This is a genomic window from Pseudomonas sp. DR208, assembly GCF_019823005.1.
Classification (GTDB): Bacteria; Pseudomonadota; Gammaproteobacteria; order Pseudomonadales; family Pseudomonadaceae; genus Aquipseudomonas; species Aquipseudomonas extremorientalis.
In genome coordinates this window covers 1,797,886-1,814,364 of sequence record NZ_CP081944.1, presented here as the reverse complement: position 1 = coordinate 1,814,364, position 16,479 = coordinate 1,797,886, and the positions used below count along the sequence as shown (strand labels likewise).

General features: G+C 59.8%; 15 protein-coding genes and 1 pseudogene. 9 read left to right on the top strand and 7 right to left on the bottom strand.

What is annotated here, in order from left to right; translation table 11 throughout:
- Window positions 1–148 precede the first annotated feature (148 nt).
- Window positions 149–1,376: pseudogene (locus K5K89_RS07980) on the top strand (aminotransferase class I/II-fold pyridoxal phosphate-dependent enzyme).
- A 99-nt stretch (window positions 1,377–1,475) separates the two neighbouring features.
- Window positions 1,476–2,633, top strand: a complete 1,158-nt coding sequence (locus K5K89_RS07975; RefSeq protein WP_222541160.1) for an MFS transporter — start codon at window positions 1,476–1,478, stop codon at window positions 2,631–2,633.
- On the opposite strand, the gene yiaY is transcribed toward K5K89_RS07975, so the two are convergent.
- Window positions 2,630–3,778, bottom strand: coding sequence for an L-threonine dehydrogenase (gene yiaY, locus K5K89_RS07970; RefSeq protein WP_222541159.1), 1,149 nt, complete (start codon window positions 3,776–3,778; stop codon window positions 2,630–2,632). The two genes, K5K89_RS07975 and yiaY, sit on opposite strands and share 4 nt — an antisense overlap.
- Before the next feature lie 123 nt (window positions 3,779–3,901).
- Here yiaY and K5K89_RS07965 point away from each other — a divergent pair, with 123 nt between their 5' ends.
- Window positions 3,902–4,918, top strand: a complete 1,017-nt coding sequence (locus K5K89_RS07965) for a DUF4917 family protein (protein WP_222541158.1) — start codon at window positions 3,902–3,904, stop codon at window positions 4,916–4,918.
- Here K5K89_RS07965 and K5K89_RS07960 read toward each other — a convergent pair whose 3' ends face one another.
- Window positions 4,919–5,446, bottom strand: a complete 528-nt coding sequence (locus K5K89_RS07960; protein WP_222541157.1) for a helix-turn-helix domain-containing protein — start codon at window positions 5,444–5,446, stop codon at window positions 4,919–4,921.
- 159 nt (window positions 5,447–5,605) lie between these two features.
- On the opposite strand from K5K89_RS07960, the gene K5K89_RS07955 reads away from it, so the two are divergent.
- Together K5K89_RS07955 and K5K89_RS07950 are read left to right on the top strand one after the other, a co-directional pair.
- Window positions 5,606–6,388: an aldolase gene (locus tag K5K89_RS07955; RefSeq protein ID WP_222541156.1), complete on the top strand. Its 783-nt coding sequence runs from the start codon at window positions 5,606–5,608 to the stop codon at window positions 6,386–6,388.
- A 28-nt stretch (window positions 6,389–6,416) separates the two neighbouring features.
- Window positions 6,417–7,295, top strand: a complete 879-nt coding sequence (locus tag K5K89_RS07950) for a dihydrodipicolinate synthase family protein (protein WP_071488900.1) — start codon at window positions 6,417–6,419, stop codon at window positions 7,293–7,295.
- Between the two features lie 51 nt (window positions 7,296–7,346).
- Here the strand turns inward: K5K89_RS07950 and K5K89_RS07945 are convergent, their stop codons facing one another.
- On the bottom strand, window positions 7,347–7,679 hold the full coding sequence (locus K5K89_RS07945; RefSeq protein ID WP_071488899.1) for a YegP family protein: 333 nt from the start codon (window positions 7,677–7,679) through the stop codon (window positions 7,347–7,349).
- Window positions 7,680–7,853: 174 nt separating this feature from the next.
- On the opposite strand from K5K89_RS07945, the gene K5K89_RS07940 reads away from it, so the two are divergent.
- From K5K89_RS07940 to K5K89_RS07925, 4 genes are all read left to right on the top strand, one after another.
- Window positions 7,854–8,393 (top strand): RNA polymerase sigma factor, encoded by a 540-nt coding sequence (locus K5K89_RS07940; RefSeq protein ID WP_071488898.1) that lies wholly within the window; start codon window positions 7,854–7,856, stop codon window positions 8,391–8,393.
- Window positions 8,390–9,358 (top strand): FecR family protein, encoded by a 969-nt coding sequence (locus tag K5K89_RS07935; protein WP_102593064.1) that lies wholly within the window; start codon window positions 8,390–8,392, stop codon window positions 9,356–9,358. Before K5K89_RS07940 ends, K5K89_RS07935 begins: the two co-directional genes overlap by 4 nt.
- A gap of 128 nt (window positions 9,359–9,486) precedes the next feature.
- Window positions 9,487–12,039, top strand: a complete 2,553-nt coding sequence (locus tag K5K89_RS07930) for a TonB-dependent receptor (RefSeq protein ID WP_071488896.1) — start codon at window positions 9,487–9,489, stop codon at window positions 12,037–12,039.
- Window positions 12,040–12,139: 100 nt separating this feature from the next.
- Complete coding sequence (locus K5K89_RS07925) at window positions 12,140–13,042, top strand: DMT family transporter (RefSeq protein ID WP_222541155.1); 903 nt, start codon at window positions 12,140–12,142, stop codon at window positions 13,040–13,042.
- On the opposite strand, the gene K5K89_RS07920 is transcribed toward K5K89_RS07925, so the two are convergent.
- The 4 genes from K5K89_RS07920 to K5K89_RS07905 all read right to left on the bottom strand — a co-directional run bounded on the left by K5K89_RS07920 (window position 13,030) and on the right by K5K89_RS07905 (window position 16,369).
- On the bottom strand, window positions 13,030–14,232 hold the full coding sequence (locus tag K5K89_RS07920; RefSeq protein ID WP_222541154.1) for a class I SAM-dependent methyltransferase: 1,203 nt from the start codon (window positions 14,230–14,232) through the stop codon (window positions 13,030–13,032). The genes K5K89_RS07925 and K5K89_RS07920 overlap by 13 nt on opposite strands.
- A gap of 132 nt (window positions 14,233–14,364) precedes the next feature.
- On the bottom strand, window positions 14,365–14,982 hold the full coding sequence (locus K5K89_RS07915; RefSeq protein WP_222541153.1) for a TPM domain-containing protein: 618 nt from the start codon (window positions 14,980–14,982) through the stop codon (window positions 14,365–14,367).
- A gap of 28 nt (window positions 14,983–15,010) precedes the next feature.
- Window positions 15,011–15,739, bottom strand: a complete 729-nt coding sequence (locus K5K89_RS07910; protein WP_092241318.1) for a TPM domain-containing protein — start codon at window positions 15,737–15,739, stop codon at window positions 15,011–15,013.
- An 18-nt stretch (window positions 15,740–15,757) separates the two neighbouring features.
- Window positions 15,758–16,369, bottom strand: a complete 612-nt coding sequence (locus K5K89_RS07905) for a LemA family protein (RefSeq protein WP_058425190.1) — start codon at window positions 16,367–16,369, stop codon at window positions 15,758–15,760.
- Window positions 16,370–16,479: the final 110 nt, after the last annotated feature.

Genomic DNA, 16,479 nt, shown 5'->3' with positions numbered 1-16,479 from the left:
AGTGCAGATGAATACACGCCATTGAAAATGGTAGGAAGTTACACACATCAAAATATCCGCCGACTGTCACCTCAAAAAGAAAGTCCTGACTTAACCTTCAAAAAAATTCCCATTAGTGTTATTTCTCTCCATCGCCAAGGACAGAAAAATGGAAAGTTCCAGGTCAACCAACAAATTCTCAAACTATAAAAAAATCATTCAAACCTCCAACCAAGACTGGGAATCGGCCAAAGAAGGACTAACCTGTGAACTTAATGCAATCATCAAAAGCAACAACTGCTTTGTCGACCAATACGGCCGTGAACTTCAACATTTCTGCACCACCTCCTACCTCGGACTTGATTACAACCAGCAAATACTGGATGGCGCTATCGAAGGGATACTCAAAGCCAAGACCCTGCGAGTAGCGAACTCAAAAAATAGATGCAAGCTGGACATGCTCGAACAATATGAAACAGCGCTTTCAACGCTTTTCGACTCAATCTGTCTGAGCACCTTATCTTGCAGCGCGGCCAGCGCTGGATTACTGCCCTTACTTGCCAGCGGAGCGTTTACCAAAAACGTCCCCCCTACGATGATATTCGACAGACATTCTCACTATTCAATGAACTATATGAAGGCCTCCTGCGCGGATGAAACAGAAGTAATAACAGCGCCGCATAATGACATAGACTTCATTGAAGAATCATGTAAGAAACACAAGAAAGTCGCCTACGTAGCCGATGGCATCTACAGCATGGGTGGAAAGGCGGATATTGACGGTTTGATCTACCTTAAATCCCGCTATGGTCTATTTTTATATCTGGACGACTCGCATGCTCTGTCGGCTTTTGGGGAGAAAGGAAAAGGCTTCATCCGCCCTAATTTTGAAACGCTAGACGATCAAACCTTAATCGTTGCATCGCTCGGCAAATCATTCGGCGCTAGTGGAGGACTGGTTATGTTTGGTACCGAAAAACAAAAAAGTCTCATGCATCGATACGGTGGACCCAGCAACTGGTTCCAGAGTCTAAATTCTGCCGCTATTGGCGCTGGCCTTGCCTCTGTAAAAATTCACCAAACGAAGGAACTGACTCTTCTTCAAGATAAACTCCTCGCCAACATCCAATTATTTGACAGACTTATTGAAACTGCGCAGTACGGCACGAGTACTGCAATCCGTCTCGTGGCCTGCGGCGAGGCGCAACAAGCGAACACAATCGCAGCACAACTCGCCGACAGTGGCTTCTTCACGTCAGCTGTATTTTTCCCTGTTGTTCCCAGAGGAAGGGCCGCAATTCGTATAACGCTTCGAGCAGATATGCCCCCATGAAACAATACGTTTATTTTGCTCAAGGCTCCTGAGTCTGATAGAAGAAAATAAACGTGCTCGCTGAATTACACACGTTTCAAAAATGAAGAGTTTCAAACGGCACGATTCATATAACCCGACTTCCGACGATTTGTTCAGAACTCACGCTGGCGGTTTCCTCGTCTTGAAAAATACCACCACCCTTGTCATAGCCTGCAGTGCCGCCTTCCTCGCCCAAGTCGGCATCAGCAGCTACCTGCCCGCCGTCCCCACGATTGCACATGCACTCCCCGCCGCCGAAGACCACGTCGCGCTGGCGCTGGCGATCTACTTGGTCGGCATGGCATTGCCGATGTTGCTGTGGGGCAGCCTGGGCGAACGCTTTGGGCGTAAGCCGGTGCTGTTGGCGGCGCTTTGCGTGTATGCGCTAGCGAGTGCGGCGATTCCCTCGGCGTTCAGCGTTGAAGTCTTCTTGGCGTTGCGGCTGGTTCAAGGGTTGGGGGCAGGCGGTGTTTCGGTGATGGCGCGGTTGTTGGTGCGTGACAGCTTCAGCGGTGCATTGCTGGCAAAAGCGTTGTCATGGCTGGGCATGACTTTCGTGATTGCTTTGGGCATCGGTCAATTCGTTGGGTCGTTGTTGCAGGTGGTCTTCGGCTGGGAGGCGATCTTCTACGGATTGGCGATTGGCGCAGTCGGTTTGATGCTGGTGTTGAACCGGGTGATATTCCCTGCACGGGTAAAGGTCGATACATCGGCATCTGCCTGGCGTATCTACGCCATGATCATGCAGCATCCGCCGTTTCTGCACGCGGCGTTGGTCGGTGGCCTGGGTTATGGGGTGATCATCGCCTTCAACACCTGTGCACCGTTGATTCTGCAAGGGCGTTTCGAGTGGAGCGCGGCGCAATATGGCTGGCTGGGTTGGCCAATCAGCGTGGCGTATCTGGCGGGGGCATTAACGGTCAATCGCTTCGTCGCTCGCACGGGGCGGCTGAAAATGATGGGTTGGGGCATGACCCTGGTTCTAACGGGAACGGCTGTGATGTTGCTGAGCAGTGTGTTTGCTGGCGGAATCGCTGTCTTGCTGTGGCTGCCTTACTGCGTGGCGGTGCTGGGGCAAGCGATGAGTTACCCGATCAGTTTGTCCCTGGCCAACGATGCCTCACCGGTGAGCGGCTCCTACGCCATGGCGTTGAGCGGCTTCATGCATCAGTTGATGGCCGCGTTGATCGGCGGCGTGGCGAGCCTGCTGGTGAGTCAACAGGCCTGGCCGTTGGCGGTTTTATGTGTGGTGTTGGCGGGCGCCGCATCGATATGCGTCGCCCGTTCTCGGATGGATTAAAACGCGCTGCGAAAGATCTCCTCGATCTGCCGCTGGTCCGCGCGGCGTGGGTTGGTGAAGCCGCATGCATCCTTCAACGCGTTGCTCGCCAGCAGTGGAATGTCCTGCAGTTTGGCGCCGAGTTCGCGCAACCCCGCCGGGATTTCGACGTCGTGGGCCAGGCTGCGAATCGCGGCGATGGCGGCCTGGGCGCCCTCTTCATCGGTGATGCCCTTGATGTCCGCACCCAACGCTCGGCCGACGTCGCTCAGGCGTTTGGCGCTGACGCTGGCGTTGAAGCTTTGTACGTGGGGCAACAACACCGCGTTGCACACGCCGTGGGGCAGGTCGTAGAAACCGCCCAGTTGGTGGGCCATGGCGTGTACGAAACCCAGGGATGCATTGTTGAACGCCATGCCGGCGAGGAACTGCGCGTAGGCCATGTTTTCCCGTGCGGCCTTGTCGGTGCCGTCGCGAACGGCCAGGCGCAGGTTGGCGCTGATCAGTTCGATGGCCTTGATCGCACAGGCGTCGGTGATCGGTGTGGCGGCGGTGGACACGTAGGCTTCGATGGCGTGGGTCAACGCGTCCATGCCGGTGGCGGCGGTGAGGCCCTTGGGCATGCCGACCATCAGCGCCGGGTCGTTGACCGACAGCAGCGGCGTGACGTTGCGGTCGACAATGGCCATTTTCACGTGGCGGCTTTCGTCGGTGATGATGCAGAAGCGGGTCATCTCGCTGGCGGTGCCGGCGGTGGTGTTGATGGCCACCAGCGGCAGTTGTGGTTTGCTCGATTGGTCGACGCCTTCGTAGTCGCTGATATGCCCGCCGTTGGTGGCGCACAGCGCAATACCCTTGGCGCAGTCGTGGGGCGAGCCGCCGCCCAGGGACACCACGAAATCGCAGGCGCTCTGCTGCAACAGCGCCAGGCCTTTCTCGACGTTGTCCACATTGGGGTTGGGCTTGGCGCCGTCGTAGATCACCGAATCGATGTCCTGCATCGCCAGTTTCTCGGCGATCATGCTGGCTACGCCGGCCTTGGCCAGACCGGCATCGGTGACGATCAACGCCTTGCGAAAACCATAGTTGCGGATGGCTATCATGGCTTCGTCGAGGCAGTCGGTGCCCATGATGTTGACGGCGGGGATGAAGAAGGTGCTGCTCATGGTCAATCCTCAGAGGCTTTATGCCTACAGAATCAACCGATCACGCGTTCTGCATCTTGATCAGGATCAACGCTCGCTCGTGATAAAGTCACCGTCCAGCCGATTTCGAGTAGACCCGCCCCGATGAAGGATTTCCAGGATATAGACGCCCACCTTGAAGACTGGAGCGCACTGCGCGCGAGCCTCGACTTCAGCGGGATTCTGATCGGCAACGGCGCCAGCCGCACGATTTGGGAAGACTTTGCCTACGACTCGCTGTTCGAAAACGCTCGCACCGTCGAAGAAAAACCCCTCGGTCAATCCGAACTCAGCGTGTTCGATGCCCTGCAAACCCGCAGCTTCGAGCAGGCCCTGGGCGCGTTGAAGACCACCAGCCGGGTCAACAAGGCCCTGGCCGTCAGTTCGGCGGCACCGCGCAACCGCTATTACGCGATCAAGGAAGCGTTGATCAATACCATCCACGCCGTGCATATCCCCTGGCGCCTGGTGCAACCGTCGACGCTGGCGACCCTCAACACGGAGTTGCAGCACTACGCGACGGTGTTCACCAGCAACTACGACTTGCTCAACTACTGGGCGACGCTGCACACGCCGGGCATCGACGATCTGTTCCGCAGCGCCGACGCCAGCTTCGACCTGCGCAACACCCGTACCGACGCCACGCGTATTTTGTACCTGCACGGCGGCCTGCACCTGGTGCGCAACCTCGACGGCACCGCGCGCAAACTGCCGACCACCGACAGCACCTTGCTCAGTAGTTTTGCGATCAACAACACCATCAAGACCCTGGACGATGTGCCGCTGTTCGTCAGCGAGGGCAAGGTGCAAGAGAAGCTCAAGACCATCCGCAGTTCGGATTACCTGTCGTTCTGTTATGAGCAACTGCTGAACCACCGGGGCGCGCTGTGCATCTTTGGCCACGAGCTGGGGGCGCAGGATCAGCACTTGGTGGATGCGATTCGCCAGGCCGATGTGACAACCCTGGCGATCTCGGTGTCGGGGCGCAGCGATGGGTTTATTCGTCAGCAGAAGCGGCGGTATTCGCAATTGTTCGATGGGGCTGGAGTGGCGCTGAAGTTCTTTGCGGCGCGTACCCATCCATTGGGTAATCCGGCGCTGTCAGTTCCTGTCGAACGCTGATCACTCTTCGCCGCTGTGCACCACCACCAATAGCTGCGCCTGCACCGGCCCCACCGAACGCAACCGATGGGGCTTCTGCGCATTGAAGTGCAATGCATCGCCCCGCTTCAGGATCACCCGTTCATTCATGAAGTCCACCTCTACCTGGCCTTCATGCACGAACAGAAACTCTTCGCCCAGATGCTCCTTGAAGGTCTTGTCGGTGAACTCCGCCGGCGGGTAGATGATGAACGGCAGCAGGCTGCGTTCACTGACCTGATGGGCCAGCACCGCATAACCGGGCGAGGTGTCGGGCCGCTCATGGCTGCGCACCAGGCTGTAGCTGTCCAGGCTGACGCTGTCTTCGCTGAACAGTTCCTCGACCTTCACGTTCAATGCCTTGGCCAGTTTCAGCGCGGCGGCAATCGATGGCGTGTTGAGCCCGCGCTCGACCTTGGACAGGTAACTCTTGGTCATCCCGGACTTTTCGGCCAGGGCCTCCAGGGTGACGCCAAGTTTTTTTCTCAATAATTTCAAACGGATAGACATGCGCTGCGGTTAATCCATGCAGTAAGCGATGAGCTGTGCTTGCCAATGACACAAAGTGTCATATAGCATATTTAGTGTCATTTGCCTTCACCCAACGACCTTGCGAGCAGCGGGAGACAGCAAATCCGACGTCCATTGAACCCTCCAAAGGACACCGACATGGCCAAGACATTAGCACTCCCGAAAGACCAACTGGTCAAGCAAGCGCTGACCCAGATGCAAAACACCCTGGCGGATAATACGTGGACCGACCGGCAAAAGCTGGCGCTCACGTGTCGCATCCTGTTCGAGAACGGCCACGACTCCGGCCTGGCCGGGCAGATCACCGCGCGCGGGCCGGAACAGGGCACCTATTACACCCAGCAACTGGGCCTGGGGTTTGACGAGATCACCGCCAGCAACCTGTTGCTGGTAAACGAGGATCTTGAGGTGCTGGAAGGCCACGGCATTCCCAACCCGGCCAACCGTTTTCACAGCTGGGTGTACCGTGGGCGGCCGGATGTGAATTGCATCATCCACACGCACCCCACGCACATCGCCGCGCTGTCGATGCTGGAAGTCCCGTTGCAGGTGTCCCATATGGACCTCTGCCCGCTGTACGAAGACTGCGCGTTCCTGGAGACCTGGCCGGGTGTGCCGGTGGGCAACGAAGAAGGCGAAATCATCACCACGGCTTTGGGTGACAAACGCGCGATCCTGCTCTCGCACCACGGCCAGTTGTCCACCGGGGCGAGCATCGAGGAAGCCTGTGTGATCGCGCAGTTGATCGAGCGCGCGGCCAAGTTGCAGTTGCTGGCGATGGCGGCCGGCACCATCAAGCCGATCCTGCCGACGCTGGGGCGCGAGGCCCATGCCTGGATTTCCCGGCCCAAGCGCCATGGCGCCGCGTTCAACTACTACGCCCGGCAGAACCTGCGCCAACACGCCGATTGCCTGAACTGACCAGCCCTTTTTCGACCGGAGACTTCCCATGTCCAGCCCAACCATCCACGGCATCATCGGCTACACCATCACCCCGTTCAGCGCCGACGGCCAACGCATCGACCTCGACGCCCTGGGCCGTTCCATCGACCGCCTGATCGCCAGCGGCGTACACGCCATCGCGCCGTTGGGCAGCACCGGCGAAGGCGCCTACTTGAGCGATGCCGAGTGGGATGAAGTCAGCGCCTACAGCCTGGCCAAGATTGCCCGGCGCGTACCGACCATCGTCAGCGTGTCCGACCTGACCACCGCCAAGGCCGTGCGCCGCGCGCGCTACGCCGAGGCCAATGGCGCCGATGCGGTGATGGTGCTGCCGGCGTCTTACTGGAAGCTCAGCGAAGCGGAAATCCTCGCCCACTACGCCGCGATCGGCGACAGCATCGGCGTGCCGATCATGCTCTACAACAACCCGGCCACCAGTGGCACGGACATGTCGGTGGACTTGATCCTGCGCATCATCAAGCAAGTGGCCAACGTGACCATGGTCAAGGAGAGCACCGGGGATATCCAGCGCATGCACCAGTTGCATCGCCACAGCGACGTGCCGTTCTACAACGGCTGCAACCCGCTGGCGCTGGAGGCCTTCGTGGCGGGCGCCAAGGGTTGGTGTACGGCGGCGCCGAACCTGATCCCACAGCTCAACCTGGACTTGTACGACGCGGTATTGAGCAATGATCTGAACCAGGCCCAGGCGCTGTTTTACCGCCAGTTGCCATTGCTGGAGTTCATCCTCAAGGGCGGGTTACCGGCGACAATCAAGGCCGGGCTGCGGTTGACCGGACTGGAAGCGGGTGATCCACGGTTGCCGGTGTTCCCATTGGGTGAAACAGCACGCAATCAATTGAAGGCGCTGCTGGACGTCGCCTGAAAAAACGCCCCGGTTCTTGCGAGCCGGGGCATTTTGGTTTTTGCGACACTTTCAAGTCTTGTCTTTGATCGTGGTCGTCGGGCCATTGGCCTTTACGCTTGCAATGCCATTGTCCCGTGCCGCTGTCGAGGAATACTGCTCGCTGGTACCAATCACTTGGTGATTGGCAGCCTTGAGGTTAAAAAACGGCTGGCCATTGCTGGCCACTTTTTTCTCATAGCGCTCGTCATGCGGGCTGTTGGTCTGCACGGAAGCAATACCGTTTTCGGCTGCGTTGCGGGTGACGTAAAGCTCGCTGGTCAAAATGGTTTCTGCGTTCGCCGCCTTCAACTCGAAACGGAACTGCCCGTTGCTGCTTTTGCTCAACTCATACCATCCAGCCATGACTCTCTCCTTATCAAGTGGGATTTTGTTCACCTGCTTGTAGGATTAAAGGTCATACCCGGCTGATTACCAGCCATGGACTCAGCGACTGTCATTTATCTGAATGACAAATGACAATAGTTCTCGATATCATTCACGACTTTTCCACGTCGTGCTTCGTCAAGAAGGATATCCATGTCTCGTCCCAAGCCCGACCCGTTGTCGGCCGATGCCTTTCGCGGGTTTTATACAGACATCCTGTATTTCCTGCGCAAACGCACCGACAACGCCAGCGACGCGGCGGACATGACCCAGGATGTCTTCACACAGTGGCTGGACTACCGCGACCGGGCCAAGGTCGAGCAGCCACGGGCGTTTCTGTTCCAGATGGCGCGCAACCTGCTGCGTGATCACTGGCGCAAACAGAAGGTACGGCACACCGTCCACTCTGATCAGGCCGAAATGGATGCGGAGCCTGTCACCGACGAGCAAAACGACCCCATGGCCGCCGCGCAACGCTTGCAACGCCTGGAACAGTTGAAAGAAGTCCTCGCCGAACTCTCGCCCCGCAGGCGAGAAGCCCTTATGCTGCACCGCTTCGAAGGCCTGAGCCAGGCGCAGATCGCCGAGCGCATGGGCATTTCGACCAGCATGGTGGAAAAGCACATCGCTTTTGCCCTGCTGCATTGCAAGCGACGCCTTCAACACGAACCCGGCACGGAGCAGCCAGAATGAACCGCCTGAGCGACACTGACGTGCAGGACATCGAAGACAGCGACGCCATCGATGCCCAAGCCGCCAGCTGGTTTGCGCGCAACCGCAATGGCGTGGGGCGTGCCGAGCGAAAAGCCTTTGCCGCCTGGCAGGCCGAGCCCGCCCATGCCCGCGCCTATGCCGAATTCGAGCAACTATGGGCAGACCTGGCCCAATTGCAGCAACTGAACAAACCCATGGCGCTGCCCAAGCGCAAACCGTCGGTGTGGCGCCCTGCCCTGGCCGTGGCCGCCGCGTTGCTGTGCGCGGTGTTGGCTACCCCTATCGGCGCCCCCCGCGAGCTGTATCACACCCAGGTCGCGGCCCATGCCAAAGGCATGCGCACCCTCAACCTGCCCGATGGCAGCACCTTGTATGTGAATGCCAACACCCGCGTACGCGTGGATTTCACCGCGCACCAGCGCATCCTGCACCTGGACAAGGGCCAGCTGTACATCGAAGTGGCCGCCGACAAGGAACGGCCGCTGTTCGTGCAAGCCGGCGAGGCCAATGTGCGCGTGGTCGGTACCGGCTTCGATGTGCGCCGCAGCCAGCAGCAACTGGTGGTCAGCGTCGCCCATGGCCAGGTCGCCTTCGAGCCGGACGCGAAAAGCCCCATCACTCTGCTGGGCGCCAGGCAACGTGCGATCTTCAGCTACGCCAAGGGCACATTGCAGCAGCAGACCCTCGCCCCCGAAGAGGTCGCCGACTGGCGCAGTGGTCATCTGGCGTTTCGCAACCGCGAGCTGGCCAGCCTGGTCGATGAGTTGAGCCTGTATCGCCCCCAGGCGCCACTGCAGGTCAGTAACACCGTGGCGCATCTGAAAGTCTCGGGCAATCTGGATGTGAATGATCCCGACGCCCTGCTCAACGCCCTGCCCGCCTTGCTGCCGGTGAAAACGGTGATGTCGACCGACGGCATCGTGAGGATCGAACCGAGCAAATAACCCCACTGAATTCTTATTTGAGAATATTTTGCATTCGCAGGTGTGGATTTTTTCAGCTGCACCGTCTTCCTCCGGTCTGAGTTCGATACGCACACCTTTTCGGCCAGTTGGCCATACCGGGGGATTTCATGTTTCGCGCGCCTTGCCACGCTTCGCACCTGTTTCTTCGACCGACCCTCATCGCCAGCTGCCTGGTATTGAGCCTCAGTGCCCAGGCCGAGGCATTCACGCTGCCAGCCCAGGCGCTGGCCACATCCCTGAGCCAGGTGGCGCAGCAGGCTCAGATCCAGTTGCTGTTCGACGAAGAGCTGCTCAAGAACGTGCAGGCGCCCGCGCTCAACGGCGACTTTACGCCGGAAGTGGCGATTCGCACCCTGCTGAAAAACGGCGAGTTCACCCTGATCAAGGTTGGCAGCACTTATGTCGTGCGACCCGATGAGGGCAAGACCACCAACAGCGGCGCAATCCAACTGGACGCCTTGAGCGTGATAGGCACTGGTACCGAGGTCGACTCCAGCACCGTCGGCCGCTCGACCCTGAGCCAGGAAGACATCGACCGCTACCAGTCCAACAACATCCCCAGCCTGCTGCAGACCCTGCCCGGCGTGAGCCAGGGCGGTTCGCTGAAGCCTGGCGGCCAGACCATCAACATCCGTGGTTTTGGCGATGCCGAAGACGTGCCGCTGACCGTCGATGGCGCCACCAAGAGCGGCTTTGAGCGCTATCAACAAGGCACCGTATTCATCGAGCCCGAGCTGATCAAAAGCATTGAGGTGGAGAAAGGTCCCAACTCGCCATTCACTGGCAACGGCGGTTTCGGCGGCACGGTCAACATGACCACCAAGGACGCCCCCGACCTGCTCAAGGACGGCCGCAACAGCGGTGCGATGCTCAAATACGGTTACTCCAGCAACGACCACGAGCAGGTCTACAGCAGCGCCGTGTATGGTCGCACCGACGACGGACGCTTTGATGCCCTGGCTTACCTGACCCAACGCGACGGCGACGACATGAAGGTGGCCGCCAAATTACCCAACGAGAACAACCAATACCCGATCAACCCCCAGCGCCTGCCGAACTCCGCCCAGAACGTCGACGGCAAGCTGTTCAAGGTCAACGCCCACTTCACCGAAGAGCACGCCGTTGGCTTGTCCTACTCGCGTTCACACAGCGACCGTTGGACACCGTTTTCTGCCGCCAGCTATCCCACGCCGCCCACCCAGGCCAATATTGACCGCTATGGCTACGAAGCGGCACTCAAGCGTTTTCTGGCCCACCGCGACACCGTCGACACCACCTGGTCCGGCAAATATGAATACACCCCGCTGGACAACCCGCTGGTGGACCTGACCGTCAAGTACTCCCAGTCCAACACCGACCAGACCGACGAACGCGACGCCACGGCGTTTTTCCAACTGGCCACCGGCGGGCGCAAGATGGACACCGCCTACACCGACAAGAACCTCGACATACGCAACGTCAGCCTGTTTGATACAGGTCCCTTGCAGCATGCCGTCACGGTCGGCGGCCAAATCCGCAAGCACATCCGCGAAACCGAGATGTGGATGCCGGGTACCACGTACAACACCCCACGCTATAACTATGGGCATTTCCAGCCAGGCTTCATGCCCCATGGCAAAGTCGATACCAACAGTTTCTTCGTACAGGATGCCGTCACGCTGGGCGACGTCACCATCACGCCATCGATGCGCTACGACCATGTCCGCAACCGTGGCGAAGCCAACGATGCGCCGTACTACAGCAATCCCGACCCGTCCGTCGGCCACGATTACAGCGACCGCACCTACACCGGCTGGTCGCCGCGCCTGGCGGTGTTCTGGACCGTCAACCCGAACCTGGGGCTATTCGCCAACTGGAGCAAGACCTGGCGTGCGCCGGTGATCGACGAGCAGTACGAAGTTCAAGGCCTGGGCAACCGCACCGCCACCAGCGTCGACCTCGACCCGGAACGCATCACCTCGATCAGCGTGGGCAGCGTCAGCAGCTTCGACAACCTGATCGCCCATGACGACAACCTGCAGCTGCGCACCACCTTCTTCCACAACAAAGTCGAAGACGAGATTTTCAAGGCCACGGGTGTCGGCTGCCAGAACCAGGCCATCAATGGCGGGACCATCTCCACCGCCTGCCCGCCGGGGGCCATGTCCAACTACCGCAACATCGGCGGGCTGACCATCAAGGGCTTCGAGCTCGAATCGTTCTACAACTCCACCTACCTGTTCGGCTCGGTATCGTTCGCTTATGCCAAGGGTGACCACCAAGGTGCGTACACCAACCCGTGGGGCCCGAACGTGGCCGCGCGCGATATTCCGCCGACCAAATGGGTGCTGGTGGTGGGCACCAATATTCCGGCGTGGGATGCCCAGGTCGGCTGGACGGGCCAGTTCGTCGGGGCAACCACACGTTTGCCCAGTGATAAATACTCCGGCGGCCCTGGCAGTAGCGTAGGTGATCTGTTCTACGACCAGTACGGCAACAAGCGCTACAACACCCAGGGCCTGTTCGCCAAATGGAAACCCCAACAGGCTTATCTGAAAGGCACCGAGGTGAACTTCACCGTGGACAACCTGTTCAACAACAACTTCCGCCCGGCACTGAGCGGCGACCGCGCCTACACCAAGGGCCGTGATGCCAAGGTCAGCATCACCCGCTTCTTCTGAAAAACTGTACGGATAAATCCGCACTCAGCTGTAGGCCCGCAACCGGCGGGGGATGTGGCTAGATGGGCTTCCCTTGAAGCCCTCTCGTTTTGGTTGCCCCATGAGTTCGCGCGAAAATACCGGCATGGCCCTCGGCCTGCTGGGCGTCATCATCTTCAGCCTGACCCTGCCCTTCACCCGCATCGTGGTGCAGGAAATCCACCCGTTGCTCAACGGCCTGGGCCGAGCGTTGTTTGCGGCGATCCCGGCGGCGGCGCTGTTGCTGTGGCGCCGCGAACGCTGGCCGACCTGGCGCCAGGTGCGCGGGTTGTGCCTGGTGATCGCGGGGGTGATCCTCGGTTTCCCGGTGCTGTCAGCCTGGGCCATGCAGACCTTGCCGGCGTCCCACGGCGCATTGGTCAACGGCCTGCAACCGCTGTGCGTGGCGCTGTATGCGGCGTGGCTGTCCCATGAGCGGCCATCGAAAGCTTTCTGGGCCTGCGCAGCGCTGGGCAGTGGATTGGTGTTGAGTTACGCGCTGATTACCGGCGCCGGTAGCATCCAGGCCGGTGATTTGCTGATGCTCGGTGCGATTGCGGTGGGCGGCCTGGGGTATGCCGAAGGCGGTCGATTGGCCAAGGAAATGGGCGGCTGGCAGGTGATCTGCTGGGCGCTGGTGCTGTCGACGCCGGTGCTGATCGGCCCGGTGTGGTACCTGGCGGCGCAGCATCAAGGCGCGATTTCGATGCGCACGTGGTGGGCGTTTGGCTATGTGTCGCTGTTCTCGCAGTTCCTGGGGTTCTTTGCCTGGTACGCCGGGTTGGCCATGGGCGGGATTGCGCGGGTCAGCCAGATCCAGCTGTTGCAGATCTTCTTCACCATCGCGTTTTCGGCGCTGTTTTTTGGTGAACACATCGAGCCGATAACCTGGCTGTTTGCGTGTGGGGTGATCGTGACGGTGATGCTGGGGCGCAAGACGGCGGTGCGACCTGCGCCCGTAGCATTGGCCGATCAGGCCAGGTAACCCTCCGCGCGCAGCAGGGTTTCCAGGCAGTGTTCGGTGATGTGGTAGAACGCCTTGAGTTGCTGGATCTTCTCCAGTAACTGCGCGTTGTCCAGTGGCTCTGAGCGTTTTACGGCCAGGATCATCTTGTTCTTGTTGGTGTGCTCCAACGAGATGAACTCGAACACCTTGGTCTCATAACCGCAGGCTTCGAGGAACAACGCCCGCAAACTGTCGGTGACCATTTCGGCCTGCTGGCCCAGGTGCAGGCCGTATTGCAGCATCGGCTTGAGCAGCACCGGGCTCTGGATCTGCAGGCGGATCTGTTTGTGGCAGCACGGCGAGCACATGATGATCGACGCGCCGGAACGGATGCCGGTGTGGATCGCGTAGTCGGTGGCAATGTCGCAGGCATGCAGGGCGATCATCACCTCCAGTTCGCTGGGGGCCACGCTGCGCACGTCGCCACACTTGAACACCAGCCCAGGGTGCTCCAGGCGGGCGGCGGCGATGTTGCACAAGGTCACCATGTCTTCGCGCAATTCAACGCCGGTCACTTCGCCCTCGGCCTTGAGGGTGTTGCGCAGGTAGTCGTGGATGGCGAACGTCAGGTAGCCCTTGCCCGAGCCGAAGTCGGCAACGCGCACCGGCTGGTCCAGCTTCAGCGGTGACGAGGTCAGCGCATGGCTGAACACTTCGATGAACTTGTTGATCTGCTTCCATTTGCGCGACATCGACGGGATCAGCGCCTGCCTGGCGTCAGTCACCCCCAGGTCGGCGAGGAACGGCCGGCTCAGGTCAAGGAAGCGGTTTTTCTCGCGGTTATGCTCAGCCGATGGCGCTTCGCGCAGTTGCTGCGGCTTGCTTCTGAACAGCGAGCTTTTGTTCTTCTTGCTGTATTCCAGCTGGGCTTCGTCGGTCAGCGACAGCAGGTGCGCGTTCTTGAACGGGGCCGGCAGCAACTCGGCAATCGCTGCCACACCCTCGGCCACCGGGAAGTTCTTGGTGATATCGCGGGTCTTGTAGCGGTAGACGAAGGACAGGCACGGCTGCTCCTTGACCGTTACCGGCTTGATGATCAGCCGTTGCAACTCGGCTTCATCGCCGACGTACTTGGCCAGCACCAGCTTGATAAAGGCATTCTGCGCGAGGCTTGCGCTCAGCAGTTCGATGAACTGGGCATGATGATCCGGTTGAGCAGTGACAGACATGAACAAAAACGCCTCGGGCAGGGAATGCCGGGCATTTTAGGGGGGATAGCGATTCAGGGCACGGGGTTATTTGATCAGTGGTCATTGGATGGAACACCACCCCTCCCACATTTTTTTGCCCAACACTGAGTTTTATTCGAGTACGACCAGACGATTGGGCAGTTCATTGCGGGTTTGCGTCACCGGCACATGCACCTTCAACAACTCGCCACAGGCCTCGATGCACGCCACAAACCCCGCCAGCGTCTGCCCTTGCTTCACCTGCTGGGTAAATGCCTTGACGATCCCATCCCAGTTGCTGTCATCCAGGCGACTGGAAATGCCGTCATCCACCAGGATCTCCACGTACCGCTCGGCCTCACTGACAAAAATCAGCACACCGGTGCTGCCCAGGGTGCGATGCAGGTTCTGCTCGAGGAACTGGCGTCGCGCCAGGTTGGAGGCGCGCCAGTGGCGCACCGAACGCGGGATCAACCGTGTCGTCACCTTGGGCAGGCGGAACACCAGGCACAGCACGATGAAGGTCGCCCATTGCGCCAGCAGCAAGGTGTACATGCTCAGGTAGCCCGACAGGTAATGCACCACTCCCGGCACCACCAACGCGATCAGGCTGGCCCACAGCAGCGGGATGTAGGCGTAGTCATCGGCGCGGGCGGCCAGCACGGTCACCAGCTCCGCGTCGGTGGTCTTTTCCACGCGGGCGATCGCCTCAGCGACTTGGCGCTGCTCGTGTTCAGTCAGTAATGCCATGGTTGTGCTTGCTCTCTCATTATTATCATCACCAGCCGCCTGAAGCCCCGCCACCGCCAAAGCCGCCACCGCCGCCGCGGAAACCACCGCCGCCGCCCCCGCCACCACCGCCGCGTCCGCTGCTGCTGAGAATCGCCAGCAGGATCGCGCCCACCGGCAGGCCCAGGCGATTGCACAGCCACAACACGCCGATCAGCAGGATAAACAGACCGATGGAAAACCCGGGATTATCCTTGGCAAAGTTGGCGTCCGCCACATGGGCCGGCACGGCCAGCGGTTCGCCGCTCACCACCTGCACCATCGCCGCCACACCGTCGCTGATGCCCTGGCTGAAGTTACCGGCCTTGAACTTGGGTGCAATCACCTGGTTGATGATCACCCACGACTGCGCATCGGTGAGCACACCTTCCAGGCCGTAGCCGACTTCGATGCGCAATTTGCGCTCATCGCGGGCGACGATCAACAGCGCGCCGTTGTCCTTGCCTTTTTGGCCGATGCCCCACTGGCGGCCCAGTTGATAACCGAAGTCCTCAATCGGCACGCCCTGCAGGTCGGGCACGGTGACCACCACGATCTGGTCGCCGGACGTCTGCTCCAGCGCCTGCAATTGCTGGGTCAGTTGCGCACGCGTGGCCGGGTCGATCATCTGGGCGTTGTCCACCACCCGCCCGGTCAGCGCCGGGAAAGTCAGCGCCGCCTGGGCCACGCCCACGCAGGCCAGAAGCCACAGCGCCAGGCCTATCCGTAATAAACGCATCGACACCTCAGCGCAGCCTTATTTGAACTTCACTTGCGGCGCTTTATCGGCATCGGCACTGGTGGCTTCAAACGTGGCGCGGACCGGCAAGTCGCTGTACATCACGCTGTGCCACAGGCGGCCAGGGAAGGTGCGGATCTCGGTGTTGTAGGCCTGCACCGCCTGGATGAAATCGCGACGGGCCACGGCGATACGGTTTTCGGTGCCTTCAAGCTGGGATTGCAAGGCCAGGAAGTTCTGGTTGGCCTTAAGGTCCGGGTAGCGCTCGGACACCACCATCAAACGACTGAGCGCGCCGCTCAAGCCGTCCTGGGCTTGCTGGAACTGCTTGAGTTTTTCCGGGTTGTCGAGGGTGCTGGCATCCACCTGGATCGAGGTGGCCTTGGCCCGCGCTTCGATCACGGCGGTGAGGGTGTCCTGCTCATGGGCGGCATAGCCCTTGACCACTTCCACCAGGTTGGGGATCAGGTCGGCGCGGCGTTGGTACTGGTTCTGCACCTGGCCCCAGGCGGCCTTGGCCTGTTCGTCCAGGGTCGGGATGTTGTTGATGCCGCAACCGCTGAGCACCGTACCGATCAATAGCAAAACCGCGGCTTTCAAGCCCCAGCGGTAACCTTGTGCTGCTTGCATGGTGTTTCTCCTGGCGAACCTTGATGGAATTGGGCACCGGTAAGGCATAATCCGCTGCCACGACTGGATTGCATCGAATCAATCAGCTAAAAAGATGCCCACCGCTAATA

What these genes read in the sequence shown, in the direction of transcription:
- yiaY (WP_222541159.1), bottom strand. Translation starts at nt 3,778, where the DNA reads ATGAGCAGCACCTTCTTCATCCCCGCCGTCAACATCATGGGCACCGAC.
- K5K89_RS07965 (WP_222541158.1), top strand. Translation starts at nt 3,902, where the DNA reads ATGAAGGATTTCCAGGATATAGACGCCCACCTTGAAGACTGGAGCGCA.
- K5K89_RS07960 (WP_222541157.1), bottom strand. Translation starts at nt 5,446, where the DNA reads ATGTCTATCCGTTTGAAATTATTGAGAAAAAAACTTGGCGTCACCCTG.
- K5K89_RS07955 (WP_222541156.1), top strand. Translation starts at nt 5,606, where the DNA reads ATGGCCAAGACATTAGCACTCCCGAAAGACCAACTGGTCAAGCAAGCG.
- K5K89_RS07950 (WP_071488900.1), top strand. Translation starts at nt 6,417, where the DNA reads ATGTCCAGCCCAACCATCCACGGCATCATCGGCTACACCATCACCCCG.
- K5K89_RS07945 (WP_071488899.1), bottom strand. Translation starts at nt 7,679, where the DNA reads ATGGCTGGATGGTATGAGTTGAGCAAAAGCAGCAACGGGCAGTTCCGT.
- K5K89_RS07940 (WP_071488898.1), top strand. Translation starts at nt 7,854, where the DNA reads ATGTCTCGTCCCAAGCCCGACCCGTTGTCGGCCGATGCCTTTCGCGGG.
- K5K89_RS07935 (WP_102593064.1), top strand. Translation starts at nt 8,390, where the DNA reads ATGAACCGCCTGAGCGACACTGACGTGCAGGACATCGAAGACAGCGAC.
- K5K89_RS07930 (WP_071488896.1), top strand. Translation starts at nt 9,487, where the DNA reads ATGTTTCGCGCGCCTTGCCACGCTTCGCACCTGTTTCTTCGACCGACC.
- K5K89_RS07925 (WP_222541155.1), top strand. Translation starts at nt 12,140, where the DNA reads ATGAGTTCGCGCGAAAATACCGGCATGGCCCTCGGCCTGCTGGGCGTC.
- K5K89_RS07920 (WP_222541154.1), bottom strand. Translation starts at nt 14,232, where the DNA reads ATGTCTGTCACTGCTCAACCGGATCATCATGCCCAGTTCATCGAACTG.
- K5K89_RS07915 (WP_222541153.1), bottom strand. Translation starts at nt 14,982, where the DNA reads ATGGCATTACTGACTGAACACGAGCAGCGCCAAGTCGCTGAGGCGATC.
- K5K89_RS07910 (WP_092241318.1), bottom strand. Translation starts at nt 15,739, where the DNA reads ATGCGTTTATTACGGATAGGCCTGGCGCTGTGGCTTCTGGCCTGCGTG.
- K5K89_RS07905 (WP_058425190.1), bottom strand. Translation starts at nt 16,369, where the DNA reads ATGCAAGCAGCACAAGGTTACCGCTGGGGCTTGAAAGCCGCGGTTTTG.